Source organism: Sphingopyxis sp. Root154 (genome assembly GCF_001427105.1).
Classification (GTDB): Bacteria; Pseudomonadota; Alphaproteobacteria; order Sphingomonadales; family Sphingomonadaceae; genus Sphingopyxis.
Map to the genome: position 1 here is coordinate 1,563,281 of NZ_LMGI01000002.1, position 26,652 is coordinate 1,589,932.

General features: G+C 61.9%; 22 protein-coding genes. 17 read left to right on the top strand and 5 right to left on the bottom strand.

The features are described from left to right. Positions 1-6 precede the first annotated feature (6 nt). Positions 7-2,379, bottom strand: a complete 2,373-nt coding sequence (locus ASD73_RS13200) for a TonB-dependent receptor (protein WP_056372876.1) — start codon at positions 2,377-2,379, stop codon at positions 7-9. Positions 2,380-2,443: 64 nt separating this feature from the next. Between ASD73_RS13200 and ASD73_RS23255 the strand changes: the two genes are divergently transcribed. Further along, on the top strand, positions 2,444-2,722 hold the full coding sequence (locus ASD73_RS23255; protein ID WP_162256171.1) for a hypothetical protein: 279 nt from the start codon (positions 2,444-2,446) through the stop codon (positions 2,720-2,722). Positions 2,723-2,876: 154 nt separating this feature from the next. On the opposite strand, the gene ASD73_RS13205 is transcribed toward ASD73_RS23255, so the two are convergent. Both ASD73_RS13205 and ASD73_RS13210 read right to left on the bottom strand, forming a co-directional pair. Then, positions 2,877-3,824 carry an alcohol dehydrogenase catalytic domain-containing protein gene (locus ASD73_RS13205; protein ID WP_056372877.1) on the bottom strand — a complete coding sequence of 316 codons (948 nt, stop codon included), beginning with the start codon at positions 3,822-3,824 and terminating at the stop codon, positions 2,877-2,879. Further along, positions 3,824-5,242 (bottom strand): aromatic ring-hydroxylating oxygenase subunit alpha, encoded by a 1,419-nt coding sequence (locus tag ASD73_RS13210; RefSeq protein ID WP_082521525.1) that lies wholly within the window; start codon positions 5,240-5,242, stop codon positions 3,824-3,826. Before ASD73_RS13210 ends, ASD73_RS13205 begins: the two co-directional genes overlap by 1 nt. Positions 5,243-5,349: 107 nt before the next feature. On the opposite strand from ASD73_RS13210, the gene ASD73_RS13215 reads away from it, so the two are divergent. The 3 genes from ASD73_RS13215 to ASD73_RS13225 are packed head-to-tail and all read left to right on the top strand — an operon-like array spanning position 5,350 to position 7,654. After that, the gene (locus ASD73_RS13215; RefSeq protein ID WP_235534479.1) at positions 5,350-6,255 is read left to right on the top strand and encodes an aromatic ring-hydroxylating oxygenase subunit alpha; all 906 of its coding nucleotides are present in this window, start codon (positions 5,350-5,352) and stop codon (positions 6,253-6,255) included. After that, positions 6,245-6,868: a hypothetical protein gene (locus ASD73_RS13220; protein WP_156377375.1), complete on the top strand. Its 624-nt coding sequence runs from the start codon at positions 6,245-6,247 to the stop codon at positions 6,866-6,868. Before ASD73_RS13215 ends, ASD73_RS13220 begins: the two co-directional genes overlap by 11 nt. A gap of 15 nt (positions 6,869-6,883) precedes the next feature. Then, on the top strand, positions 6,884-7,654 hold the full coding sequence (locus ASD73_RS13225) for an SDR family NAD(P)-dependent oxidoreductase (protein WP_056372881.1): 771 nt from the start codon (positions 6,884-6,886) through the stop codon (positions 7,652-7,654). 21 nt (positions 7,655-7,675) lie between these two features. Here ASD73_RS13225 and ASD73_RS13230 read toward each other — a convergent pair whose 3' ends face one another. Beyond that, positions 7,676-8,446, bottom strand: a complete 771-nt coding sequence (locus ASD73_RS13230; protein WP_056372882.1) for a dihydrolipoamide acetyltransferase family protein — start codon at positions 8,444-8,446, stop codon at positions 7,676-7,678. A 190-nt stretch (positions 8,447-8,636) separates the two neighbouring features. Here ASD73_RS13230 and ASD73_RS13235 point away from each other — a divergent pair, with 190 nt between their 5' ends. From ASD73_RS13235 to ASD73_RS13265, 7 genes are all read left to right on the top strand, one after another. Then, positions 8,637-9,434 (top strand): TetR/AcrR family transcriptional regulator, encoded by a 798-nt coding sequence (locus ASD73_RS13235; RefSeq protein WP_162248154.1) that lies wholly within the window; start codon positions 8,637-8,639, stop codon positions 9,432-9,434. A gap of 181 nt (positions 9,435-9,615) precedes the next feature. After that, the gene (locus ASD73_RS13240) at positions 9,616-11,160 is read left to right on the top strand and encodes an AMP-binding protein (RefSeq protein WP_056372884.1); all 1,545 of its coding nucleotides are present in this window, start codon (positions 9,616-9,618) and stop codon (positions 11,158-11,160) included. 113 nt (positions 11,161-11,273) lie between these two features. Beyond that, entirely contained in the window at positions 11,274-12,257 is a 984-nt protein-coding gene (locus tag ASD73_RS13245; protein WP_056372885.1) for a thiamine pyrophosphate-dependent dehydrogenase E1 component subunit alpha, read from the top strand. After that, entirely contained in the window at positions 12,254-13,243 is a 990-nt protein-coding gene (locus ASD73_RS13250; protein ID WP_056372886.1) for an alpha-ketoacid dehydrogenase subunit beta, read from the top strand. Before ASD73_RS13245 ends, ASD73_RS13250 begins: the two co-directional genes overlap by 4 nt. Positions 13,244-13,321: 78 nt before the next feature. Next, entirely contained in the window at positions 13,322-14,206 is an 885-nt protein-coding gene (locus ASD73_RS13255) for a MaoC family dehydratase (RefSeq protein ID WP_056372887.1), read from the top strand. 21 nt (positions 14,207-14,227) lie between these two features. Further along, positions 14,228-14,461, top strand: coding sequence for a biotin/lipoyl-containing protein (locus ASD73_RS13260; RefSeq protein WP_056372888.1), 234 nt, complete (start codon positions 14,228-14,230; stop codon positions 14,459-14,461). Next, the gene (locus tag ASD73_RS13265) at positions 14,424-15,797 is read left to right on the top strand and encodes a hypothetical protein (RefSeq protein ID WP_156377376.1); all 1,374 of its coding nucleotides are present in this window, start codon (positions 14,424-14,426) and stop codon (positions 15,795-15,797) included. The genes ASD73_RS13260 and ASD73_RS13265 overlap by 38 nt, the downstream gene beginning before the upstream one ends. Before the next feature lie 416 nt (positions 15,798-16,213). Here the strand turns inward: ASD73_RS13265 and ASD73_RS13270 are convergent, their stop codons facing one another. Beyond that, positions 16,214-18,871, bottom strand: a complete 2,658-nt coding sequence (locus tag ASD73_RS13270) for a TonB-dependent receptor (RefSeq protein WP_162256173.1) — start codon at positions 18,869-18,871, stop codon at positions 16,214-16,216. 266 nt (positions 18,872-19,137) lie between these two features. Between ASD73_RS13270 and ASD73_RS13275 the strand changes: the two genes are divergently transcribed. From ASD73_RS13275 to ASD73_RS13300, 6 genes are all read left to right on the top strand, one after another. Next, positions 19,138-20,313: an acyl-CoA dehydrogenase family protein gene (locus ASD73_RS13275; protein ID WP_056372891.1), complete on the top strand. Its 1,176-nt coding sequence runs from the start codon at positions 19,138-19,140 to the stop codon at positions 20,311-20,313. A gap of 110 nt (positions 20,314-20,423) precedes the next feature. Next, on the top strand, positions 20,424-21,593 hold the full coding sequence (locus tag ASD73_RS13280; protein ID WP_056372892.1) for an acyl-CoA dehydrogenase family protein: 1,170 nt from the start codon (positions 20,424-20,426) through the stop codon (positions 21,591-21,593). A gap of 65 nt (positions 21,594-21,658) precedes the next feature. Further along, positions 21,659-22,867 (top strand): CoA transferase, encoded by a 1,209-nt coding sequence (locus ASD73_RS13285; protein ID WP_056372893.1) that lies wholly within the window; start codon positions 21,659-21,661, stop codon positions 22,865-22,867. Positions 22,868-22,871: 4 nt separating this feature from the next. Then, entirely contained in the window at positions 22,872-24,086 is a 1,215-nt protein-coding gene (locus tag ASD73_RS13290) for an acetyl-CoA C-acetyltransferase (RefSeq protein ID WP_056372894.1), read from the top strand. A 2-nt stretch (positions 24,087-24,088) separates the two neighbouring features. Continuing rightward, positions 24,089-25,684 carry an acyl-CoA dehydrogenase family protein gene (locus ASD73_RS13295; protein ID WP_056372895.1) on the top strand — a complete coding sequence of 532 codons (1,596 nt, stop codon included), beginning with the start codon at positions 24,089-24,091 and terminating at the stop codon, positions 25,682-25,684. Continuing rightward, positions 25,684-26,532 carry an FAS1-like dehydratase domain-containing protein gene (locus ASD73_RS13300; protein WP_056372896.1) on the top strand — a complete coding sequence of 283 codons (849 nt, stop codon included), beginning with the start codon at positions 25,684-25,686 and terminating at the stop codon, positions 26,530-26,532. Before ASD73_RS13295 ends, ASD73_RS13300 begins: the two co-directional genes overlap by 1 nt. Positions 26,533-26,652 lie beyond the last annotated feature (120 nt).

Below are 26,652 nucleotides of genomic sequence, written 5' to 3' on the forward strand. Positions count from 1 at the left end.
CCCTGTCTAGAAACGGTAAGTACCCCCGACGGCGAATTCGCGGCCGCGGTCCACCGTTGCAAATATGTCGCCCACGGCGCCGCCAGGCTTTGCCCCGCCGAAAAAGGAAATATACTTGTTCGTGATATTTCTTGCGGCGAGGGTGATTTCCCAACGATTCATATCGCCAAACACGCGAGCGGTCAGATCGACCTTCGCGAACTTTGGTTGGACGGCGTTCGGGTCATTGTCGTCGGAAAGAAAATATCTCGACGAATATCTAACATCTGCCCCAAGCTCCAAGTTCAGAGCGGAGGAGATGGGGCTGGTGTGAAGAACACCGGCATTGAACGTCACGCGTGGAGCGCGCGATAGACGCTGTCCACTCAGGTCCTGCGCGCGAACGGAGCTACCCGGCGGGGCAACACAACCCTCGCTGACCGCTTGCCCGTTGTAGCATGCCCCACCTGGAAAATTATCGTAGCGTGCATCATTGAAGTTTGCAGCTAGGCGCAGTCGGAAAGCATCAGTGAAGCGATAGCTGGTATCGACTTCAACTCCTTTGACGGTGGCCGAGGCAGCATTGCGAACGAGAAAAGACGTCGTCGCAAGATCAAGAGTGGTGCGCTGGAGCTCCGAATATTTATAGTAATAGGCATTGATATCGAACTTGAAGTTGCCTCCGACCATTTCGGTCTTGTAACCGATCTCACCCCCGCGCGCCTTTTCCGACTGAAAGGTCAGATTTGGAATCGTATCGCTGCGAAGAATTACGATTGTCGTTGAGATACCCCCTGTCTTGTATCCCGTCTTATAGGCGGCATATAAGGTCTGGTTCCTGCTCGGTTTGTAGCTGATCGTGAATTCAGGAGAAAGGTTGTTGTCGCTATACTCCCCCGACAAAGCATCGCTCTCCGGGCGAAACTGAGCAGATACGATGTTCTGAGCTCCGGGCAACCGATATTGATTGACGAAGAGATTCACCAGTTCGACGTGCTGATCGATCTGCGTGTAGCGTGCTCCCGCGGTCAGTTCGATTTCTGGAATTGGCTTCAGTATGGCTTGTAGGAAGCCTGACTTGGTGTCGGTCTTGGCCGTTGGCGAAGCCCAAACCTGGGGATCCCAATCGTTGCGCGGATCAGGGCCGAAGACACTCACGCTACGTGAAAGCGCAAAGGGATTCCGCCAACTATGTTCATAGAAGGCACCGCCAGCAAAATTGACGATGCCATCCAAATTTGTCAGGAACCGAAGTTCCTGCGAGAAAATTCGGTTCTTCTCTCCGTTAATTCCCCCAAAACGAGCGAAGCTATCGAACGATACGTTGGAAAATCCGACCGCGCTTAGATCGAAATAGCCGGTAAGTGAGGTCAGCTTGATCCAATCAGCATCATAGTTGAGCTGCAGTGACGGAAGCCAAATCCTGTTCTCAGTGAACGGGCCGGCGCGCTCAGTGAGATAAGGATATTTGTCCGTCGCGAGGGCGCTGTAGAAGCCAGAGGAGCGATAGCGGTCCGCCTTGCAGTCACCATATGGATCCTGGAACCCGAGCGTCGTGCCGCTGGTCCTACCGGGCGCGCAGCCGATAACTTGCTGCTGCGCCGTCAACTCGTTGTCGTGGAATTTCACATATAGAAGCTTGATGGTCGCGTCGAAGTCGCCTGCAGCCGTTTCATATGCGAGAGTAAGCCTTCCAGTAAGATTCGACGCCTCTGGGGTACGTGTGTTGCCCACCGCTCCCGGAAGCGGCATGGACGGGTCGAACGGGTTCGCCAAGGCCCTCGCACGATTGACGAAATAGCCGTCCATCTGCGAGTAGCGCACCGCGAGTCGCGCCCCGAATCCTCCTCCGATTGGTCCGCCGAACGCACCTTCTAGGATGCGTTCGCGAGCAATGAGCTCATACCCCCCGCGCGCATAGCCTTCCCACTGCGCGCCGGGGCCGACGCTGCGCATCGAGATGACGCCGGCAGGGCTGTTCTTTCCGAAGAACAAGGCTTGCGGTCCCTTGAGGACTTCGACCTGCTCGAGATCGAAAAACTCTGCCCGCGTGATGTAGCCGCGCGTGATCGTAATGCCGTCGAGGTTGATGCCTACCGAGGACTCGAAGGCCGAATTTGAGGGCGACGACGCAACGCCGCGCAGCGAAATCAAACCGCCGCTGCCGGACGAGTTTTTTGCGATAACAACGCTCGGGACCAGATTGCCGATACGGGTCAAATCATTGGCGCCCGAACGCAGAAGCTCCTCGCCGCCGATAGCGGTAATTGCTACCGGCACATCCAGTTGTCGGTCCGAACGGAGGCGCGCGGTGACGACGATTTCTGCCTCCGCTGCCGTGGAGGTGGCCGGCTCAATCTCGGCCGACTGCGGCGCGGCCGCTTTGCCGTCCGCCTGCATTGCAAATGCTGAATGCGAATGGCTCATAAAAGCAATGACGCTGGCTGCCCCGAGCCACGCATGAATGAATTTAGGTGTGACCGGCGGCGTACCGAATCGCATCATATCCTCCCCAGAATATTATCTTGTGCACTATTTTTGTAGTGGCGCAGAATTAGGGGCGCAAGCCATTTATAGCACGGATGCTATTTTCATGGTGGTGGGCGATGAGATTTGGCAAATTGCAGAAATGAACTGGTGGCAATTCGCGCGTGCAAGGGGGCCATGCAGCACGGTGCCGCTGGCGCGCTCCCTCCGCGGACATGTTTGTATTCGATACATGGCCGCACCGCGCCCGGAATGACAGCGGGCGGCGGGTGAATTGTGGCGAGCGACGGAATGATCGGCTCGGGAAGGCCATGTTCTCGTGACGTCGCAGCCCGGTGAGACGACTAGAATGTCATGCGCAAATTCGAGTACGTTCGGCTGGTGCTCGCGGCAAAGCCGCTACGCAACGCTTACCGCAGGGGCTCCACAATGAGAAGCGCGCACCGTGTGCCGGGCGTACTTTCGACTTCGAGCACCGCTTCGTTTGTCTGCTCGACAGTATAACGCTTGCCGATCAAGTCAGGCAGGTTGAACCGACCCCCGGCGATCCACGCCCCGAGTGTAGCAATCGCCTTATCTGTGGCCGCCACGGAGATGAGTTCCCGATCCGACAGGCTGACGATCCGGGTTCCCCCGAAAGCGATCGAAAGGTCGCCGAGATCCTCGACGCGCGTCCGGCAGTCGAACAGGAGATCGACGGTCTGCTCGGCGTCCAGCTCTTCGATCGTCACGATCTTGCCGACGTTGATCTCTTTCGCCGAGGCGGAACTTCCACGGGCGACGAAACGAATGATATCCTCGCTTCCCGCAGCCCGGCATGCAAGCGCCATCGCCGTGGCCTGCGGACCGCCCCCCAAAATGCCAATCCGCGTTTCGGCCGAGACCTGCGCAGCCACAACAGCCGCCGCAGCGCGCGCGCACGTCTCGCCCATGATCGCCAATTCGTTGCGATCCGCGACGAGGTCGGCCACCACTGGAGTCGCCAAGCGCTCGTCGACGACGACATCAGTTGCCCAGCTTCCGATCCCAGCATCGAGACCCAACGCGTCGCCGTCGAGACGGCGATCTGCAAACGGTTCCGCCGCGACCAATCGTCGCCCGATGACAACAACGTCTCCCACCCGAACACGCGACACCTTGCTGCCAATGGCGGTCACGATACCCGAAGCCTCGACGCCTGGGACCAAGGGATTCCAAGCAGGATCGTCGGCCTGTTGGACGAGGCCGACTTCGCGTGGTGAAATGACCGCAGCATAGAGCTGGACCGCGACCTCGCCCTGCTCGGGCGCCGGAAGCGAAAGCTCGCGAACCGCGAGATAGCCATATCGCTGTAGTGCTACGACAAGCCCCCGGGCCATCACTGGTCCACGACATAGCGCTCGAGCAACTGCTCGACGCGAAGGGTTCCGGGAATATTGTCGATCCCGATCAACTGGTCGAGAACCTCCGCCGAATTGTAGAGGCGGCGCTCGTTGTAACCGAGATGTAACCCGGGAAGACCGGGCGAGGACAGCGACATGAACATCGGCTCCATGTTGCGCACATCCTCTTCCATGATCTGCATCGGCGTCGTCAGCACAGCCTTGCGCATGGCCTCGATCGCCGGCGTATCCTCCCCCCAGTCGGGCACGAACGACGTCCATTCGAAGAATGTGTGGGATGGATCGACCGGCCAGGCGGCCAGCATCGGGAGGCCGCGCGCCGACGTCGGTGTCGTGGCATTGGGGAAAAGACTGTAGGTCAGCACCGCACCATTCACGATTGGCGCGACTGTTTCGATAATGGGCGTGCCCGTACCGATCAGCGAGTCGCGTGCTGCGTCTGCAGCCGATTCCCAATCGGTCGGTCCGCTCATTCCCATGACCGTCTGCTGCCGCTTGGCAAAGGGCGTGACCATGCGCGAATGACCATGGGGAAAGAGCGTATGCGTCACGCCGCGCTGGTCGAGCGAGACGACTCCCTCGTGATGATGGATGTGCTTGAAGTGGTAGACCTCCTGGAACGCCTCGACCGCGACTTTCCAATTGGTCCGCAGCAGAACGGTCGCGCGCGAGAACATGCGAAGATTCTCGCAGCGATATTGCTCCATCTGTTCCGCCACCGGGCCTAGCCATTCGATCAGCGGTGTCGCGGCCTTGTCGCGGTTCACGAAGATGAATCCGCCCCAGACCTCGCATCGATATTCGATCAGTTGGCGGTCGCGGTGTGGAATGCTATCGACTATCTGGCCATCGGGAACAGCGACGAGTCGCCCGTCGAGATCGTAGGTCCACCCCTTTCGCTGGCACTGCAACCTGCCGCCGGGAAGCTGGCGAGCCGGAAAATCGACCTGCATGAACATGCGACCGGGCGCATCGAACGGCATTTCATTCAGCAGTCCGCTATCGTCGGCATAAGGGACGAGCGGCGCGTCGTTGGGGCTTTGATTGAGAAACGCGCGCAAAGCACCCGCCGTATCGCGAACGAGCAGGATCGGCGGACCGCTATAATCCCATAGCTGAAAGTCGCCTGGTCGGGGCAGCTGTTCGGCACGGCCGGCGTAAAGCCAGACCTTCGGCCACATATGCTGCTGTTCGAGATCATAAAAAATCTGGCTGGTGTACCGGCCAGCGGGAATGTCTGGCAGTTGTGGAAACCCGTCCGGCAAGCCCTCGCGTTCGATTTCCCAAAGTATTTCCTGCTTTATTCGATCCATCAGTGCCGCTTGCATCCGATCCACTCCAGCCATTTTTTCGCTTAGATGGCGAGCATCGCTCGCCTCGGCTGGAAAGCCCATAGCCAAAAAGGGGAATGCGTGCTAGAGTTTTGAAGAATTATTCAGTCGGGGGCGTGACTCGTGCAGTCGAGCGCCCCCTTGTGCGGGAGTGGAACAGCTTGTCGGCCATGGCCATGTCAGAAGGCGGCGCATCGGACGCGCCAGCCCGGATCGATCCGTCGTCTTACTTCGAATCATCGATCTATATAGCGGAACTAAAAGGGATTTTCTCCAAGACATGGCTTCCAGTCGGCCGCGTAGAGGAATTGCCGGACCTAGGAAGCTATTTCACATGGGAGCGGACCCGTATCCCGACAGTGATCGTCCGCTCGGTCGATCGGCAGATTCGCGGATTCTATAACAGCTGCCGTCATCGCGGCGCGCCGGTCGTGCGAACCCCGACGGGCCGTGGCCGTGCCTTTCGGTGCCAGTATCACAGCTGGACTTATGACACGTTCGGCAAGCTGGTGGGACTTCCCGACGAACGTGACTTCGGGAATTTCAGCCGCTGCGCCTACTCACTCGTTCCGCTTCAGATTGCCGAATTTGGGGGGTGGGTCTGGATCGACCAGAGCGGCGCCGCCTCTCCCCTTGCCACGGTTCTCGATCGGGGCGACGCGTCAATGGCCGCGATGGAGCAGCATGGCTTCTCCGCCCGAAAAACATTCAAAGTTCGATCGAACTGGAAGGCTGTGATCGAACGGCTTGGAGCCGGCGACAGCGCGATGGAAGCCGTCGGCGGCATACATTGGTGCCTGCCTAATAGTCTTTTTGCGGTCGCCTCCACGCGCTCGGTCCTGCTCGCCGCATGGCCGCTCAACGAACGCGAGACCGAGATTGAGCTCGTGCTCGCGGCAGCGCCGGAGGATGCAGGCATCTCGCTGGACAGCCTTCACAGTGACCTTCTTCCGCTCCTTGACAATATTGCCGGAAGCGGAACGGAAATCAGCGGAGACAACCAACAAGCGGAACAATTGGCAGCGCTATGGTCACATCACATGGGGCCGGTTGCGCAGGCTGCGGATGCCATCTGAGAAAACCGGCCGGCAAACGGCCTCCTGTCTCGGGCTTCTGAAATTCTGGGACGGCGCCTCCGCAGGGGCGGCAGGCATTCCCGTGCCGCGTGATCTGCGCGCTGCCTTTGATACTGCCGTCGATCTTTCCGAATGCCACGGATATGATGCCGCCGCCGCCGTGCTGTGCATCGCGGCGCGGATGACGGATACGTCCTGGATCGGCCGCGGCATCGAATTGCGACCGGAGGATACCGATCGGGATGAGCCACCCTCCCTCGACCTTTTGCCGGATGGATGCGCGGTCTCGCTCTGGCGTTGCCACGACGGCTGGCTGGCGTTGCCCGCGACGGGGCGAACGAGCTGGCGCGACTTCTGCGCGACTTTTCTCAACATCACGGCCTATCGCGAAACAGGCTGGGAGACAGCATGGCGAACAGCTTCGGTGAATAGCCTCGCAACGACCGTCCTCGACACGCACAGGGTCGAAGATGCCGTCGGCACCTGTCTGACGTACCAGATACCGGCGACCGCAGTCACAGGATGGCTCGATGCCGAAGTGGAGTATCCGGCCGGAAATCTCGCAGAAAAACTCGCATGGGCCGCCATCGTTTCCCGGCGCCAGATGGATTGAAACAGGAGAAATCAAATGACGCAAGTGCGCGAAATTGCAGGACGGACGCTTCTCGTCACCGGAGCGAACCGCGGCCTTGGCGCCGCGCTTGTGGAGCATGCGCTCGAACTGGGGGCCGGGAAGGTCTATGCTGGCGTGCGCGATGTCTCGAGCCTTGCCGACCGATATGCCGCGCATGGCGACCGCGTGGTGCCGGTTACGCTCGACGTCACGAACGACGAACAGGTGGCCCGGGCGGCGGAAACGCTGACCGACGTCGACATTCTCCTGTCCAATGCCGGAGTGACCTATATGGTCCCGCTCCTCGAGGCCACGATCGAAGGCGCGCGCCAGACAATGGAGACGAACTATTTCGGGCCGCTCCGGCTGATCAAGGCCTTCGGTCCGGGGCTGGAGGCGCGGCAAGGCGCTTTGATCTCCATATTGTCGCTCGCCGCGCTCGTACCGGCCCAAGGGGCCGAACTGTACAGCGCCAGCAAGGCGGCCGGCGTGATGCTCGGCCACGCGGCATCGCTGGCCTTCCCGAGCGTCGCGGTCTCGCTTTGCTATCCCGGCCTCATGGACACCGAGATGATGCAAAGTTCCGAGCTTCCCAAAACCTCGCCGCAGGAGATCGCGCGGAACATATTATCCGGCTGGGTGGCAGGGGAAATCGCTATTTTCCCCGATGGCCATGCGCGCTTGCTTCGCGAGGAATATGTCGCGCGCCCGACCGCGATACTCGATCAGCCCTATTCGATCATGACCGGGGCGCTCATGAAATTCCTAGCCGCAGCAGAAGCCTAACCGAATAATCTGCCGGACCTGTCAGACGTCGATCCACTGCGAAGGATTTTCAACGATGTCCTTAAACGCCTGCAGCCACTGGGCGCCGGTCGCGCCGTCAACCGCGCGATGGTCGCAGGTCAGCGTCGCCGTCATTATCTGCCCGAGCCTCGGGTTGCCGTATTCATCAGGGCAATATTCGCGCTGCGGCGCACCGAGCGAAAGAATGCAGGATTGCGGCGGATTGAGGATCGAGGAGAATTCGGAAATACCGAACATTCCGAGATTGGAGATCGAAAAGGTTCCGCCGAAATATTCGGCCGGCTGGAGACGCTTGCGCCGCGCCGCGTCGGCAAGTCGCTTCATGTCGGCCGAAATCTCGGCGATGCTCCGGCTCTCGGCAGCCCGCACGATCGGTGTGATAAGCCCTCCCTCGATCGCCACGGCGACCGAAATATCGGCCTGGCGGTGAAGGATGATTCCGTGGCTGGTGTAGGTCACATTCACGCCGGGGAAGCGCGCGATCGCGAGAGCTGCCGCCTTGATGAAGAGATCGTTGAGCGAGACACGTTCGCCTTCGCCTGCATTGCGGCGCTCGCGTGCATCAAGTAGCGCGTCGGCCGCGATCCGCATCCGGAGCGGAAAATGGGGGATCTCGGAATAGGCGGCCATGAGGCGGCGGGCGACGGTCTTTCGCACAGCATCGAGTCGCTGAACGCGATAGCTTCCCTCGGCAATTCCCTGTTCCTCGAGCTCGCGCCGAAGTTCCTCGCTTGGTTGGAGTTCGGCGGTCGGTTCGGGATGCTGAATCATGTGGCACTCCACTTCGGATCGGGTCTATCAAATAGTATAGCACGCACTATTTTCAATCGAGGTGGCGCACAAGCTCAATTTTCGGTTGCGGATCGAACATTAGACGCGAATGGTAGCGGATGATGTAATATTGCACGGCAACCCCGTCCCGCGTGCGCGGGCGACGGGTTTGTCGGGAGGATGGCAGACGATGACAGACATGGTTTCGAGCAAGCCGACAAAATATAAAAGCAATCGCATATTGGAGCGCCGCGATCGCATCCTGCGGGTCGCGCGCAAGATGCTGGCCGAATCGGGCGCGGAGGAACTGAGTGTCCGCGAGCTTTGCAAACGAGCGGGGATTGCGCAAAAGACCCTTTACAATGCTTTTGGCAGCAAGGATCATGTGATCACGCTCGCCGTCCAGCAATATACCTCAAAATTTACCTCGTCGGTCGTCTATAAATTCCCTCAGGACACGCTCGATGGGCAAATCGAGCGCCTCATCAAGATTCATTCGCGCAATACGCAATTGCGCGCCTACACAACGGCAATCATGTCGGTGTATAATTCGCCGCATTCCGATCGGGAATTGCGCAACACCGTGCGCGAAATGTCGATCCGTTCCTACGGCCCCTTTATTGAATTTCTGGCTGCCGAGAAAGCGCTGCGCCCTGGCGTCGAGGTCGATCACATTCTGGCCAGCCTGACCACGTCGACCTATTCAAACCTCACAGACTGGTGCATCGGAGATATCGCGGACGACAAGCTCGTGGAGCGAGTCTGCGAAGGATTTCTTATGATCATCTCGTCATCGACCGACGGCGACCCCCAGAAAATGGCGGTTCGCTGGCTCTCGGACCTGCGCGAGGCCGAACCGAGCTGGCGGATGTTCAGGCGCATGGCGGAAGTCGAACCTGGCGAGTTGCAGGCCGCACTTCGTGAATCTCATTCCTCAGACGGGGCTGCCGCACCTGCTACGGACTCTCTGGCGAGCACCGTCGAATGATGGGCAAGGCCGGCGGGACACACGCATCCGGAACATGACGCTCTACCTGCGCAATCATTCAGACCTGCTCGAATTCTATCACGAACTATAGTATTGAAGTCGCCGTCGCTGTTCCTTATGGAATTTTGCGAGGCGCGCGAGTCCGAAGCGGCGAGCGCGCGATAAAAGACGGCGAGGATTTATGGCATTAGCGACCCGGGATAAGGCGCGGCTCTTTCCAAATGAAATGGGCCTTGCGGACGCGCGCGGAGCAATCAGCTGGAGCGCTCTTGACGCGCGGCTCAACCGACTCGCCAACGCGTTGATCGCCTTCGGATTCGGCGCGGAACGCCGCGTTGCGGTCTTTGCACCCAATGCGGCCGAGCCGGTGCTGGCTTATCTGGGGAGCCTGCACGCCGGCGTCTCGGCGGTTCCGGTCAACTCGAATCTCAAGGCAGAGGAACTCGCCTATGTCCTCCGCGAGTCCGAAGCCGAAATCCTGTTCGTCGGCCCTGAGACTCTCGCCCTCGGTCAGGCGGTGGCCGCCGAGCTCGGGACGGTCGAGGTGATCGCGTGGCGCTGCGCCCGGCAAGAGGGCGTTACCGACTGGGACGCCTGGCTCGACGGCCAATCATCCGAAGCCCCCGACGAACGGCTTGCACCGCGCCCCTATCTCCAGTTCACTTCGGGCACGACGGGGTTTCCGAAGGCGATCGACGCCGTCGACACCACCTTGCCCCGCGCCAGCGACACGGCCGAATTCTTCGAACTGCTTTGCCAATGGTCAGCCGATCGGCCGACCGGCGCGCATCTCGTGCTGGGACCGCTCTATTTCAATGCATCCCTGTCGTCGGTGCGCGCGCTGGCAGCCGGATTTCCCCTCGTCGTCGCCGAGCGGTTCGACCCGGAAGCGGCGCTGGCGCTGATTGAAACATATCGCGTGGTGGGGTCAGTCATGGTCCCCACGCATTTCAAGCGCCTTCTCGCTCTACCGGCCGAGGTGCGCGCAAAATATGATGTGAGTTCGATGCAGAGCCTGATTCACACCGGCGCCGCCTGCCCGCCCGATGTGAAACGCGCGATGATCGACTGGTTCGGCCCGATCCTCACCGAGGCTTATGGCGGGACAGAGAGCGGCACCACCAATGTCATCACCTCGGCCGAATGGCTCGAACGCCCCGGATCGGTCGGCAAGACGATCGATCCCTTCGAATTGCTGATTTACGCCGACGATGGCGCGTTGGTCGGCCCCAACGAGGCGGGGCAGATATTCTTCCGTGACAAGAGGGGGCGCGGTATCGTGTACCGCAACGATCCCGAGAAGACGAAAGCCGCCCACCGCGAACCCGGCGTCTTCACGCTCGGGGACGTGGGGTATCGGGACGGCGACGGCTATCTCTATATCACCGATCGGGTGACCGATATGATCGTCAGCGGCGGCGTTAACATCTATCCCGCCGAGATCGAGCACCTGCTCGTCGCCCACCCCGACATCCTCGACGCAGCGGTGATCGGCGTGCCCAATCCCGATCTTGGTGAGGAGGCGAAAGCGCTCGTCATTCCCGCGGATCCGTCGAATCCGCCGCTCGAGAGCGCGCTTCTCGACCATCTGCGGGCACGGATCTCGACGTACAAGATTCCGCGCTCGGTGGAGATCGTCGACGACATCGGGCGCAATGCAGCGGGCAAGATCAACAAGCGCGCCTTGCGGGCCCCCTACTGGCCCTCGGATCGGACAATCGGTTGATCGGAGGCGCGAGAAGGATGAGCGCTTGCAATTCGCCGGCCACTTTTTACAACGCATAGTAATTTATGAGCGCGCGCCGTACGGTGCGCCACGACGGGATTAGGAGAAGGCTGATGGCGACCAAAGAAGATCTCGATATCGAGACACTGCTCGAAATCTATCGGCGCTCGATGCGTGTCTACAAGACCGACGAGCGCTTCCGGCAGATGCTCACGAGCGGAAAATTGCGGCTCGTCTATTATCCGGTGCGCGGGCAGGAAGTGTTGTCGGCAGCGATGATGGCGGCGCTCAATCTCGACGATTATCTTGTTACAACCTATCGCGGCGTGCACGACCAGGTCGCCAAGGGAATCCCGCTCAGGGATCTCTGGGCCGAGTTCACGGGCAAGGTGACCGGGACCTGCAAGGGCAAGGGCGGGCCGATGCACATCACCGATCCTGCGACGGGCGTCATGGTAACGACCGGCATCGTCGGCGCAGGCCTGCCGATCGCCAACGGCCTGGCGCTGGCCTCGCAGCAGTCCGGCGATGGGCGGGTCACGGTCGTCTGTTTCGGCGACGGCGCGAGCAATATTGGAGCCTTTCACGAGGCGCTCAATCTCGCATCTCTCTGGAAGCTGCCCGTCATCTTCCTCTGCCAGAACAACCGTTACGCCGAACATACTGCCTATAGCGCGGGAACCGCCGCGAAGCAGATCATCGATCGCGCGCCCGGCTATGCGATGGAAGCCGTTCGCGTTGATGGCAATGATCCGATCGCAATGCACCTGGTCGCCTGCGAGGCGGTAGCGCGTGCCCGCGCCGGCGAGGGACCAACGCTGATCGAGGCGATGACCTATCGCATGCTTGGCCACACGTTTGGCGCCGATTTCTCGTACGTCCCTGCGGAAATGCAGGAGGAGGCCAAACAGGCTGACCCCATTCCGCTATTCCGCGCGCTTCTCGCGGAACGCGGAATCGACGCCGCGACGCTCGAGGCGATCGAGAACGCGATCGGGGCCGAACTCGACGAGGCCGTCGAGCACGCACTTTCAAGTCCCTATCCCGACGTCGACGAATTGCGCATCGATGTTCTGAAAGAGGAAATTGCAGCATGAGCAAGGATGGCGCGATCAGTTTCGCACAGTCGATCAACCAGGCGCTCGACGAGGCCATGGCAGCGAGCGACAAGGTCATGATTTTCGGCGAGGATATCGCGGACGCCCAGGGCGGCGGCGTGTTCAAGGCGACGTCGGGCCTGTCGACAAAATATGGGACAGGGCGGGTGCGCACGACACCCATCGCCGAGCAGGCGATCATGGGTGCCGCGATCGGCGCGGCGATTGCGGGCTACCGCCCGGTCGCCGAAATCATGTTCATGAACTTCCTCACCGTGTGCATGGATCAGCTGGTCAATCACGCCGCGAAGCTGCGTTTCATGTCTGGCGGAAAGACTTTCGTGCCGATCACGGTGCGCTGCACGACCGGTGCGGGCGTCGGCTTCGGCGGTCAACATTCGGACATGCTGGAGGCCTGGTTCGCCCATGTACCCGGCATGAAAGTCGTGACGGCGTCGAACCCCGCCGAGGCCAAGGGCCTTCTTTTGTCTGCGATCGAGGACGATGACCCGACACTCTTTATCGAAGATATCATGATGTATGCGCAGAAGGGCGAGCCCCTCGCGGCCGGCGAGAAGATTCCGCTAGGCAAGGCACGCGTGCGCCGCGAGGGGAGCGACGTCACGGTCATCACCTACGGCCGGCCAGTGGCGCAGATGGACAAGTTGGCCGAAGAGCTCGCTGGTGAGGGGATCAGCGCCGAGGTGATCGACCTACGGACGATCGCGCCGTTCGACGAAGATACGGTTCTCAATTCGGTCGCCAAGACCGGACGGGCCGTCATTGTTCATGAGGCGATCAAGTCGTTCGGCGTCGGCGCCGAGATCTCGTCGCGCATTCATGAAGAATTGTTCGCCGACCTCAAGGCGCCGGTGAAACGTGTGGGCTCGAAATATTGCCCCGTCCCGTTCAGCCCGCCGCTCGAGCAGGCCTTCCTCTACAGCCAGGACGAGGTCTACGCCTCCATCCGCCGCATGATGGGCTGAACAGCTGCACGTTGTCGCGCCCGCGCGGCGCGCCGACGCGCGCTAGGTTCGACCTTTCCGATCACACACAGGTGGCTGGTGACGATCTATTATCCTGACATTCTCGAAGAAGCGACCGAGTGGCGGCCCTTCGGCTATGAGCCTCGCGACGCGATCCTCTATGCGCTCGCGATCGGCATGGCCGACGAGGCCGACGGGCTGAACTATGTGTATGAGCGCGACCTCAAGGTGCTGCCGACGGCGGCAACCGTGCTGGGTGGCGTAATCATGCCGCGGATGAACGCGCCCACAGGTCTTCGCCCAAGCCGGCTCGACATGTCGCGCGTTGTCCACGGCGAGCAATGCGTCACGCTCCATCGTCCGCTGCGTGCCAGCGAAGCGTTGCGGACGCGGACGCGGACCATCGGCGCCTATGACAAGGGCGCCGGCCGCGGAGCCCTCCTGATCACTGAAACCGATTGGCAGGATGATAAGGGCGCGCCTGTCGCCACGCTCACCAACAGCTTCTTCGCCCGCGGCGATGGCGGATTCGGGGGGGCGGCAAGCGCGCCGCGCGAGGAAGATAATTTCCCTTCGCGCCGCGCCGATCTAGAAATCGTGATTCCCACACGCCCCGATCAGGCGCTGCTCTATCGCCTTAACGGCGACATGAACCCGCTGCATGCCGATCCGGCGGCAGCGCGCAAGGTCGGTTTTGACGCACCGATTCTGCACGGCCTCTGCACCTTTGGAATCACGTGCCGAGCCGTGCTGGCTGCGGTGCCCGATGCCGATCCCGACGCAATCCGCTCGCATGGCGCGCGCTTCTCTGCGCCGGTCTATCCGGGAGAGACGCTCGTGGTGAGTCTCTGGCACGAGACGAAAGAGCTGCGTTTCACCGCGCGCGCCGCGGACCGCGATATCGAAGTCATCAGCAAGGGCCGCACGACTTTTCGCACGGCTTCCATCCCGAAATTCAATTGAATCAAACCGCCGGAGACACTCATGAAAACTGAAATCTGCATTCCCGGCCTTGGCGCCGGCATGGCCGAGGGAACCATCACCGAATGGCATATCGCCGACGGCGGCGAGGTGAAGGAGGGCGACATCCTTTATACACTCGAAAGCGAAAAGACCGCGCTCGACGTCGAAGCTCCCGTTGCCGGCGTCCTGCGTCAGGTTGGCAAGGCCGGCGAGGTCTATGAAGTCGGAGCAGTCGTGGCCTTCGTCGAGAGCTGAAGCCGGGCGACGTAGCGAAATCATAGCCAAGCAGGAGCAGGACGCAGTGTTAGCCGAATTTGTCCGCGGAGAAGAGACGGGGACAGAGTTCCCGACCACGATCGAGGCTTTTCGCAAGACGGGCACGGCCTTTCTGACGCAGGCCTTCCGCGCGGTCGGAGCGATCCCGGCTGACGACGAAATCGTGGCGATCACCCGCGCCGACGAGTTCGTTGGCGGCGGGATGGGACGAAAGCTTCTCCTCGATGTCGAATATGCGCGGGGAGAGGGACTGGGCGAGCAGCTGTTCGTCAAATTCCCGCTCGACGAGGGCCACCCACAGCGCGAGCTGTTCACTTGGCCGATGCGGGCGGAAGTGCGCTTTTACCTAATGTCGATGGAAACCGAACTGCCGGTCGCCATTCCGCGCGCTTACTTCGCGGATTTCAACAGCGATGCGCCCAGCGGAATCCTCATCACCGAGCGGATTGCCTATGGCAGCGGAACGGTGGAGGATCCACTGGAGAAGTGCCAGGATTTCAAACTTGGCGATCAGTTCGAGCGCTACCGGATCGTGACCGAAGCCAATGCCGCACTGGCTGGCACTCACAAGGCCGGAGGCCTCGGCCCGACAGTCAATGCGAAATTCCCCTTCCCGGGCCCCCGCCAGGCGGGCGGCGAACGCTTTCCCTACAGCCAGGACGAAGTCAACGCGCGCGTCGACAAGCTGCGAAGCTATGCCGCTCGCGCGCCGCATCTGCTGCCGAAAGATTTCTCGACGCCGGCATTTCTCGACCGTTTCGAGCGCGAGACCCGGCTGGTCATCGAGAACCAGGCACTCATTTATGATTTTCTGAATTCGGCGCACGACTTCATCGCGCTCGCCCACTGGAACATCAATATCGATAACGCCTGGTTCTGGCGCGACGCGGGCGCACTCCACGTTGGTTTCCTGGACTGGGGTAGCGTCGCGCAAATGAACATCGCGCGCGCTTTCTGGGGCATGGTCTGCGCGGCCGAGCTCGACTTGCTCGACCGGCACCGGACCGACCTCATGCGCATATTCGTCGCACAATATCGCGCGGCCGGCGGTCCCGACGTGAGCGTCGAAGAGTTCGACTTCATGTACCGCCTCACCGCATGCGTCGACGCCTTCCACTGGATGATCGACGCGCCGACCATCGTCGAGACGCATCTACCGACATTTGCCGAAGTCGACGACCGTAAAGATCCACGCCTTCAGGAGGTCTTCCTCGCCCGCGCGCAACAGCATATCCTCACCGTGATGCTCAACGAGTTTTCCTATGCTCGCGCGACCGACGCGATCGCCGAACTGAAGAAGCGGTCGCACCGATAGCCTGCGACTGACACAACAGATGACCGCGCAGCGCCAGAGGCTCGCGCCCCTGGCGCAATGGTGGAAGGGCTCAAGGACAAGGATTGCGGCCGGCTGACGAGGGGCTCGGTTCAGCGGCCGCTACTGGGCTGCCGGGTGCATCTCCCGGCGGCCCATTTTTTTAGGGGCGAAGGGATAGCTTCTTCTCGTGCGTCGCCGCGGACATCGCGCACGCCGCCGCGCGAGGATGTGCGGATTCGTAGATTCTACCGAAGAGCTGTGCGGCTAATACTTAAAGGTCGGCCGCGGTTCAGAACAGAGGACAGGCCTTCACTGGGCTGCGGCGGGCGCGCAGGATTCTGGCATCGATGCTCGCCTGTCATGCATAAAAAAGGCGGGAGGTCCGCAAGAGGCGCGGACCTCCCAGAGGGGAGAGATCAGAAACGATAGACCGCCTGGAGCGTCACGAGCCGCGGCGGTTGCGCGTCGCCAACGATGTCCCCGGGAGTGCCGAGCGGCTTGTCGATGGTCGCCGGCGGAAACCAGTCGGAGTTAGTGAGATTGGTGAAGATCGCCGCGACCTCCCAGCCATTGTCCGGCTGATAGAAGCGAACCGAGGCGTTGAAATTCGAATGCGGTGCGCCGCCCGGCGAGGTCGGAATGTTCCATGCCGGGGTGCGGTTGTAGAAATAACCGTCGAAGGTGAGGCCGAAGTTCCAGCTGCCATCCCCGATCGGCGTGTCGTAGGTCATCCCCGCGATCGCCTGGAAAGGCGCGGGGCCATATCGTAGGCCTGTGAGGTAGCGGCCCTTGCCCGCTCCGATCGGATAGCAATTTCCGGGCACCTTGGACTGGCCTGGAGCGGGCGCCGGCGACAGCGGCTGACCGGCGTAGCATTGGCCGCCGTCATAGTCGGTAAATTTCGTATCGGCATAGGAAGCGGCGACCCGCAGCGTCAGTTCAGGTGCGACGCGATAGCGTAGCTGGCCCTCGATCCCCTGGTTTCGTGCGCCGCCGGCGTTTTGCGTAAAATAGGAGGTCGTCGTCGCGTCGAAGGTCTGGACCTGGAGACCCTTGTAATCGTATCGATACACCGTCAGATCGCCGGTCAGTTGTCCGCCGAACAGCGATGCCTTGATCCCGATCTCTCCACCCTCGACGGTTTCCTCGTCATAGCGGAACGGGCGGAGCGGATCGGCAAGCACCGAATAGTTCACGACCGTGGCGGGGTTTGACGATCCGCCGGAAAGATAGCCGGTCTTGTAGGCGCCATATATGGTCAGGTTGGGTGCCGGTTTCCAAGTGAGGGTGGCTTCCGGCGAGACATTGTCTCCCGAGAATTTCGGCTTGTAGCGGATGCCAGCCGGCGAAAAGGGAGCGAGCCGATTGAAGATATTGCCGATATCGGTCGATTTTTTCTCATGGGTCCAGCGAACCCCGCCGGCGAGCTCGAGGGTGTCCAATATCTTCCACCGCAGTTGTCCGAAGGCCGAATAGGCCGAACCACGGTTAGAAGCGGTCGTGATAAGAGAATCATAAATTCCGTTGAACTCGCCCGGTCCGGCAAACGGCCCGAGCGCGGCAATCTTCGTGCCCGACACATAGTCGCGACGATCCTTCTGATAGAATATTCCCGCCGAGAAGTTGATCGGACCATCGAAATCGGAAACTGCGCGCAGTTCCTGCGTGAACTGCCATCCGGTTTCGCGCTGCGTGTTTGTTGCCTGGCCATAGCTTGTGTAATCGAAATTATCGAATGCGCCGTTCGCGAAATCGAACAGGCCAGTGACTGACGTCACGGTCACGGGGCCCAGCGTCACGTCCATGTTGAGCGACGAAAGCCATACGCGCGTCCGGCTGAAGGGCTTCCCGTCCTCGGGGGCATTGTAGAGGTTGGCAACGACCAGTGCTGGTGGGAGACCATTTGAAATGACATTGTTTCCGGCGCAGTCGCCAGTCGGATCGGGGATGCCGTACGTTGTAGGGCGCGTCCCGCCGCACTGAAGTATTTCACGAACACCCGAGCCGCCGCGCGTCCGTTCGACCGAGTAGAGGCTCTTGAGGACCGCCTGGAAGTCGTCGCTAGGCTCCCAGACCGCGGTCACACGCGCCGCCGACACCTGCGTTCCCGGCAAGTCTTCATATGTCGCGCCGGGCAGAATCAGGCCGGCCTCCGCCGGAAAGGGATCGGCCAGGGGTTGCGCGACATTCCGGACATAGCCATCGTGCATTTTGCTCGCGCGCCCGGCGACACGAATGGCAAATGTATCGCTAATCGGCAGCGACACCGCACCTTCGAACGAAGGCGTGTTGGTCGTGAACTGATACTGGACCTTTGCATAGCCTTCAACCGGTCCACCAATTTTCGGATTCGTGCTGAGGATAGACACCACGCCGGCGGGACTGTTTTTCCCGAAGAACAGCGATTGTGGTCCCTTGAGGACTTCGATGCGTTCGACGTCGAACTGGGACACCGACACCACGCGGCCACGAGTCAACTGAACGCCGTCGATATTGATCGCGACAGGCTGTTCGTTTCCGAGGTCATTGGCCAGATTGCCCACGCCACGGATCGAGAAACTGCCGCCGCTCGTCGAAGAAATGCCCTTGGCGAGCTGAACGCCGACCACCTGTTCGGCGATATTCGACAGATCGCTCGTAGCATATCTGGTGAGAGCCTCAGCCGAAAGGGTGCTCGCCGCGACGGGGACGTCAAGCAAACGTTCTTGAGTCTTGCGTGCGGTCACGATGATCTCATCGTCATTTCCAGCCGCGCGTGTCTCGCTCGTGGTGGACGCATCGGTCCCCGACGTCTGAGCAGCCGCTGGAGCCGCAATAAATCCCAAACAGGTGCCGCCACACATGAGCGCGCGTGCCATCGGCCGCCCGAAGCGACCGGCCGACAGACCAACCTTTTTCATCCTGAAACCTCCCATTGTCCCGCCGATGCGAGTTTTGTCTTGCCAAAAGGCGTGCGCGTTATAAAAACTGTGTCCCATGAATGTCAAGGCTCGCAATCCACATCGGAATCGAAACGAGGGACCATGAATAATTGGCGGAGATCGGGTTCGAAGACGCAAGGCGATATTCGGCAAAATCCAAGAGCTTAGGTAAAAAATTTCCTGCTGCAACCGAGACCGGCGTACCATAACTATGAACTTTGTAGCACGTACTGCATATTTAACGGAGCTTCACGATGGCCCTTGCGCCGCCGCATCCCATTCGCCTCGAAAAAACGCACGTCTTGTCTCCGCGTCAGGTTGATGATGTCTGCGCCTCCACCGTGGTTGAACCTGGACAAAGCGGCAGGTGCCCGAGACAAGCCGTTAAAATCTCTGCAGCCCCCGTTGAGGACCCGACCATGAGCAATGTAAACCCCGGCATGGACGCCGATGTTTTCGAACAATTCATCGAACAGCTCGAACGCTATGTCCGCGATCGGCTGATCCCGGCCGAAAAGGACATCATCGAAAACGATGAGATTCCCGCCGATATCCTCGCCGAGATGCGCGACATGGGCCTGTTCGGCCTGACGATGCCCGAGGAATTTGGCGGCGCGGGGATGAACGTCAGCCAATATGTCCGCACCATCCACACGCTGTCCTATGCGATGCCGGCCTTCCGTTCGATCATCTCGATCAACATCGGCATGTTCGCCTCGGCGCTCAAAAATGGAGGGACCGACGCGCAGAGGGCCGAATGGCTGCCGCGCGTCGCGGCGGGCGAGATCGCGGCCTTTGGCCTCACCGAACCGGGGTCCGGGTCGGACTCGGCGGGGCTCCAGACCAGCGCGGTCCAGACCGACAATGGCTGGGTGCTCAATGGCACCAAGCGCTACATCACCAACGCTCCCTTCGCGAAGGTCGCGCTGATCATGGCGCGGACGAGCAAGGAGAATCTGCCGAAGAACGCCCATGTCTCGGCCTTCATCGTGCCGATGGATGCCCCCGGCGTCTCGACGGGCAAGTCGGACAAGAAGATGGGGCAGTCGGGCAGCCACATCTCCGATATCGTCCTTGAGGATGTTCGCGTCGGCGGCGAAGCCTTGCTCGGCGGCGAGATCGGCAAGGGCTTCGCCTTTGCGATGATGAGCCTCGACAATGGCCGCATGTCGGTCGGCGCCGCCGCCACTGCCTACGCCCGCCGCGCGCTCGACAGCGCGCTGCGCTATGCGACCGAGCGCAAGGCGTTCGGCGAACCGATCGCCAATTTCCAGCTGATCCAGCAGATGCTCGCGCAGAGCGAGATCGACATCTACGCGGCCGAATGCATGATGGCGGATGTGACACGCCGCGCCGATGCGGGCGAGAATGTCCTGCGCAAGGCGGCGGCGTTCAAGGTGTTCGCATCCGAAGCGTGCGGCCGCGTCGTCGATGCCTGCGTCCAGGTCTATGGCGGCGCGGGTTATCTCGCCGAATATGACGCCGAGCGCTTCTTCCGCGATGCGCGCATCTATCGCATCTACGAGGGTACGACGCAGATCCTGCAGCTCCAGATCGCCAAACACCTGCTGCGCGAATTTCGTGTGACTGGATGACGCTCCGCGGGTCAGACGGACTTTCGGCCAGCCTGGTCGCGCGCCCCTGACCGCCTCTGCCGCTGAGCGCGGGCCACCTCGCTCGCGCTGCATATCCCAAGGAGCTTTTCGTGAACCTCAGTCCCTTTGATAGCGACAATCTACCCGAGATTCGGGAAGGGGTGCGCCGCCTGTGCGCGGAGTTCCCGGGCGAATATTGGCGCGCCCTCGACGCGGCACGCGAATATCCCACGGCGTTTGTAAGAGCCTTGACCGATGCCGGCTATCTCTCGGTCCTGATCCCCGAGGAATATGGTGGATCCGGCTTGGGATTGTCGGCCGCCGCTGCCATCCTTGAGACGATTCAGGCAGAAGGCTGCAATGGAGGCGCATGTCACGCCCAAATGTACGTCATGGGCACGATATTGCGTCACGGCTCGGACCTTCAGAAGCGCACCTATCTGCCCCAGATCGCCGCCGGGGAACTTCGCCTTCAAGCGTTCGGGGTCACGGAGCCGAGCAGCGGCACAGACACGACGGCGCTGCGCACCACCGCCGTTCGGGATGGCGACGAATATATCATCAACGGCCAGAAAATCTGGACCAGCCGCGCCGAGCACAGCGACCTGATGCTCTTGCTCGCGCGCACCTCCCCGCGCGATCAGGGGATCAAAAAGACCGACGGCCTGTCGACCTTCATCGTCGACATGCGCGAGGTCGTAGGAAAATCGCTGACGATCCGTCCGATCCGGACGATGATGAACCATGCGACAACCGAGATCTTTTTCGACAACATGCGGATCCCCGCTGCAAATCTGCTCGGAGAGGAAGGCAAGGGCTTCCGTTACATTCTATCCGGGATGAATGCCGAGCGAGTCTTGATCGCCGCAGAATGCGTGGGCGATGCGAAATGGTTTACCCGCAAGTCGGTCGATTACGCCAATGAGAGGCAAGTGTTCGGACGCAAGATTGGCGAAAATCAGGGAATTTCTTTCCCGATCGCAAAAGCCTACGCCAATATGCGCGCAGCGGAGTTGATGGTCCACGAGGCGGCGCGGCTCTACGAAGCCGGCATGCCGAACGGCGCGGAAGCGAACATGGCGAAGATGCTCGCGGCGGATGCGTCGGTCGAAGCAGGAAATGTCTGCATCCAGACGCACGGCGGCTTCGGCTTTGCCGAGGAATATGACGTCGAGCGTAAGTTTCGCGAAACGCGGCTATATCAGGTGGCGCCCATCTCGACCAACCTCATCCTCTCCTTTCTATCAGAGCATGTCCTCGGCATGCCGAGGAGCTACTAGATGGGTTCTGCAATCCTGCCTTGCTTCGCGAACCCCGTGTTGCACGATTTCATGACCATCGGCTGATGTACGACCTCCTCTCTGGCCTGTCGGTGATCGAGGCGTCGTCGTTCGTCGCCTCGCCCACCGCCGGACTTTATTGCGCGCAAATGGGGGCGGAGGTGGTCCGCGTCGACCAGATCGGCGGCGGCCCCGATTTCCATCGCTGGCCGGTGACCGCGAACAACGACTCGCTCTATTGGGAAAATCTCAACCGCGCGAAAAAGTCGGTCGCGCTCGACCTTGGCCACCCCGAGGGGCGCGAGTTATTGCAGGAGTTGGTGCGCGCAACCGGACAGTTCATCACCAATTTCCCGGTCGGCGGATTTCTGTCGCACGAGACGCTCGCCGAGGGTCGCGGCGACCTGATCACCGTCCGCGTGATGGGCTGGGCCGACGGCTCACCCGCGCTCGATTACACCGTCAACAATATGGTCGGATATCCAATGCTCACCGGCGCGGGGCCCGAGCCGGTCAATCATGTCCTGCCCGCATGGGATTTGCTTTCGGGCGCCTATGCCGCCTTTGCGCTGCTCGCGGCGATCCAGCGGCGCAGCACGACCGGCGAAGGCGGCGAGGTGCGGATTCCGCTGTCCGATGTCGCGATCGGCACCGTCGCCAATTTGGGCGGGATCGCCGAAACCCTCTATTCGGGCGCAAACCGCCTTCGGCTCGGCAATGCGGTCTATGGCCTGTTCGGGCGCGATTTCGTGACCGGCGACGGACAGCGCACGATGATCGTCGTCGTCACCCCGCGCCAATGGGCGAACCTGATCGCCGCACTCAACCTTGGCGATGCCATCGCCGCGGTCGAGGCGGCACGCGGCGTGTCTTTTGCGAAGGACGATGGCCTGCGCTTCACCCATCGCGACGCGCTCTATCCACTGTTCGAGCAAGCCATCGCATCGCGCACCCATGCCGATCTTGCCGCCGCCTTCGATGCGGGCGGGATCGTCCATTCGGCGTATCGCACGATGCTCGACGCGGTGCACGACCCTGCGCTGGTGGCAGACAATCCGGTCTTCGGCGCCGCCGAAAACCCCAGCGGTTTCGCTTATCCCGCCGCAGGGTCTTTCGCGACCGTGCCGCAGATGGAGCGGCAGGCGCCCCGCCCCGCCCCGCGCAACGGCCAGCATAGCGAGGAAATCCTCGCCACCCGTCTTTCGCTTTCCTCGGGCGAGATCGCCCGCCTGATCGATGCCGGCATCGTCGGCACCACCCAAACCGGAGAATAGAATAATGACCCTGCGCCGCGCCGCGATCGTCGCCCCCATCCGCACCGCCGTCGGCAAATTCGGCGGCAGCCTCGCATCGCTGACCGCCGGCGACCTCGGCGCCGTGATCCTGAAGGCGCTGATCGAGCGCACCAAGGTCGATCCCGGCCGCGTCGACGATGTCGTCTTTTCGCAAGGCTATGGCAATGGCGAGGCGCCGTGCATCGGTCACTGGTCGTGGCTCGCCGCGGGCCTGCCGCTCGAGGTGCCGGGCTATCAGCTCGACCGCCGCTGCGGCTCGGGGCTGCAGGCGATCGCCAATGCCGCGATGATGGTCCAGACCGGCATGTCCGACGTCGTCGTCGCGGGCGGGGTCGAATCGATGTCGAACGTCGAACATTACAGCACCGATATCCGCAAGGGCGTCCGCGCCGGAAACCTGACCCTCCACGACCGGCTGACGCGCGGCCGCGTGATGTCGCAGCCGGTCGAGCGCTTCGGCGTCATCACCGGCATGATCGAAACCGCTGAAAATCTCGCAAAGGATTATGGCATCAGCCGCGAGGCCGCCGACGCCTATGCCGTGCGCAGCCACCAGCGCGCCGCCGCGGCGTGGGACAAGGGGCTGTTCGCCGATGAGCTGGTCCCGGTATCGGTGCCGCAGCGCAAAGGCGACCCGATCATCTTCGCGCAGGACGAAGGCTATCGCGCCGACGCGACCATGGAATCGCTCGGCAAGCTCCGCCCGCTCGAATGCGGCGTCGTCACCGCGGGCAATGCGAGCCAGCAGAATGACGCCGCGGCCGCATGCCTCGTCGTCGCCGAGGACAAGCTCGACGAACTCGGCCTCGAACCCATCGCCTGGTTCCACAGCTGGGCCGCGGCGGGCTGCGACCCCAGCCGCATGGGTATCGGCCCCGTACCCGCGGTCGAACGGCTGTTCGCACGCAATGGCCTCGGCTGGAACGACATCGACCTCGTGGAGCTGAACGAGGCCTTTGCGCCACAGGTGCTCGCGGTGCTCAAGGGCTGGGGCTGGTCCGACGACGACAGCCGCAACGAAATCCTCAACGTCAACGGATCGGGCATTTCGCTCGGCCACCCGATCGGCGCGACCGGCGGGCGCATCCTCGCCAACCTCACCCGCGAACTTGTCCGCCGCGACGGCCGTTACGGCCTCGAGACGATGTGCATCGGCGGCGGCCAGGGCATCGCGGCGATCTTCGAGCGCGCGGCCTGAGCATGGCCGATCTGCGCCCCGCCCTTGCTGCCACACAGGCCTATCGCGCCGCCGCGCAAAGCGCGCTCGCCGAGCGGCTGGCGTCGCGACCGATCGACAACGAGCAGCGCGCGGCCCATGGTTTTGCATGGGTCGCGACGACGGTCGCGGCACTGGAAGCTACGCTCGATTGGCTGGAAGCGGGCGGCGGCGTCAATCCGGTGGACGCCCAAGTCGCCACGCTCGCTTTCGCCGAGGGCATCGGCCAGCTCGTCGGCGGCCTGCCGATGGGGCAGAATGAAATCTTCCGCCCGGCCGATCTCAGCATCGGCCGAGAGGCGCGCACGCTCGCCGAAGCCTGCACCGGCCTGCTCGATACCGACCATGCAACCACCCGCGCCGAACTCGCCGCCGCGCTCGCGGCGGGTCACTGGCCCAGCGAAACGCTCCACGACGCCGAACTCGACACGATCCGCGACCAATATCGCCGCTTCACCGATGCCGAGATCATTCCGAACGCGCACCGCTGGCACCTCGCCAACGACCTGATCCCCGACACGACGGTCGCCGCAATGGCCGACCTCGGCACATTCGGCGTGTGCATTCCCGATGAATATGGCGGCCTCGGCCTCGGCAAGCTGGTGATGTGCATCGTCACCGAGGAATTGTCGCGCGGATGGATCGGCACCAGCTCGCTCGGCACCCGCTCCGAAATCGCCGGCGAGTTGATCGTTCTTGGCGGCACCGACGAGCAGAAAGCGCAATGGCTGCCCCGGATTGCCAGCGGCGAGGTGCTGCCAACCGCGGTGTTCACCGAACCCGATGTCGGATCGGACCTCGGATCGCTGCAAACGCGCGCGCGACAAGATCCAAACGGAGACTGGGTGATCGACGGCGCGAAGAACTGGATCACCCACGCCGCGCGGTCCGACCTGATGACCCTGCTCACTCGCACGCTGCCCGATGCCAAGGGCTATGCCGGCCTCTCGATGCTGCTCGTCCCCAAACCGCGCGGGACCGAGGACAATCCATTCCCCGCCGAGGGCATGACCGGCAGCGAGATCGAGGTGCTCGGCTATCGCGGGATGCGCGAATATGCACTGCAATTCGACGCGGTGCGCGCGCCCGCCGACGCGCTGCTCGGCGGCGAAGAGGGCCAAGGCTTCAAACAGCTGATGCGGACGTTCGAGGGCGCGCGGATTCAGACCGCCGCGCGCGCGGTCGGCGTCGCGCGCCGCGCGCTCGAACTCGGGCTCGACTACGCGCTGAACCGCAAACAGTTCGGCAGAGCGATCATTCATTTCCCGCGCGTTGCCGACAAACTCGCCATGAGCCTCGTCGATTTCATCACTGCACGCGAGCTGAGCTATGCCGCCGCGCGAGCGAAGGACAGCGGCAAGCGCTGCGATATCGAGGCGGGCATGGCGAAGCTGCTCGGCGCGCGCGCCGCCTGGTCGAATGCCGACGCCAGCCTGCAGATCCACGGCGGCAACGGCTATGCGCTCGAATACGAAATCAGCCGCATCCTGTGCGACGCGCGCATTCTCAACATCTTTGAGGGCGCGGCCGAAATTCAGGCGCAAGTGATCGCGCGCGGGCTGGTCGGAGGACGCAACTGATGAGTGAATGGGATGCGTGGATCGGCCGCGAGGACATCCGCCGCGACCGGGTGAGCAACGAACTGGCAACCCGATGGCTCGCCACGCTCGATCGCGAAGCAGCGGCGGACAGCACCGTTCCGCAGGGTCTCCATTGGTGCCTCTGCACGCCCGACGCGCCAACCGCGACGCTGGGCAGCGATGGGCATCCGCGGCGCGCGGACAGCCCGGAAAGTTGGATGCCGCCGATCCCGCTACCTCGCCGCATGTGGGCCGCCAGCAAGGTCGAGTTTCTCGCTCCCCTCGCACTTGGCGCGGATATCGAGCGCCGCTCGGCGATCCGTTCAATCACCGCCAAGCAGGGTGCGTCGGGACCGCTGGTTTTCGTTGAGATCGACCATGAGACCCGCGCCGAGGGCACCCTCACCGCGCGTGAGACGCAATCGATCGTCTTCCGCGACGCCGCACCGGCGGGCGCACCGCCGTCGCCGCCGCCCGACGAGGGCCATTTCGATCCCAGCGCGTGGGACGCTCACCGTCTGCTAATCCCGGATGAGGCGCTGCTGTTCCGCTATTCAGCACTGACCTTCAACAGCCACCGCATCCATTATGACCTGCCCTATGCAATGCAGGAAGAAGGCTATCGCGGTCTCGTCGTCCACGGCCCACTCACCGCGACGCTTCTGCTCGATTTGGCGCAGCGGCAGTTCGGTGACAATGCGCTGACCTCCTTCGCGTTTCGCGGCCTCTCCCCCGCAATCTGTGGCGAAGCGCTTCATCTGGCCCTGCGCGGTGACTGCGATTCGGTCGAGTTGCGCGCCTACTCAGCCGATGGCCGGTCGATCATGTCGGCGACCGCAACGGCTTGAGAGCCCTATACCGAACCAAGGTGGACTAGCGAAGCTTTAAGCTGGGAACCGGCTTGCACGAGGCACGGCGAGAAACGCCGATTCTCGTGTGCTCTGGCCCAACCATATCGCCAAGCAGAG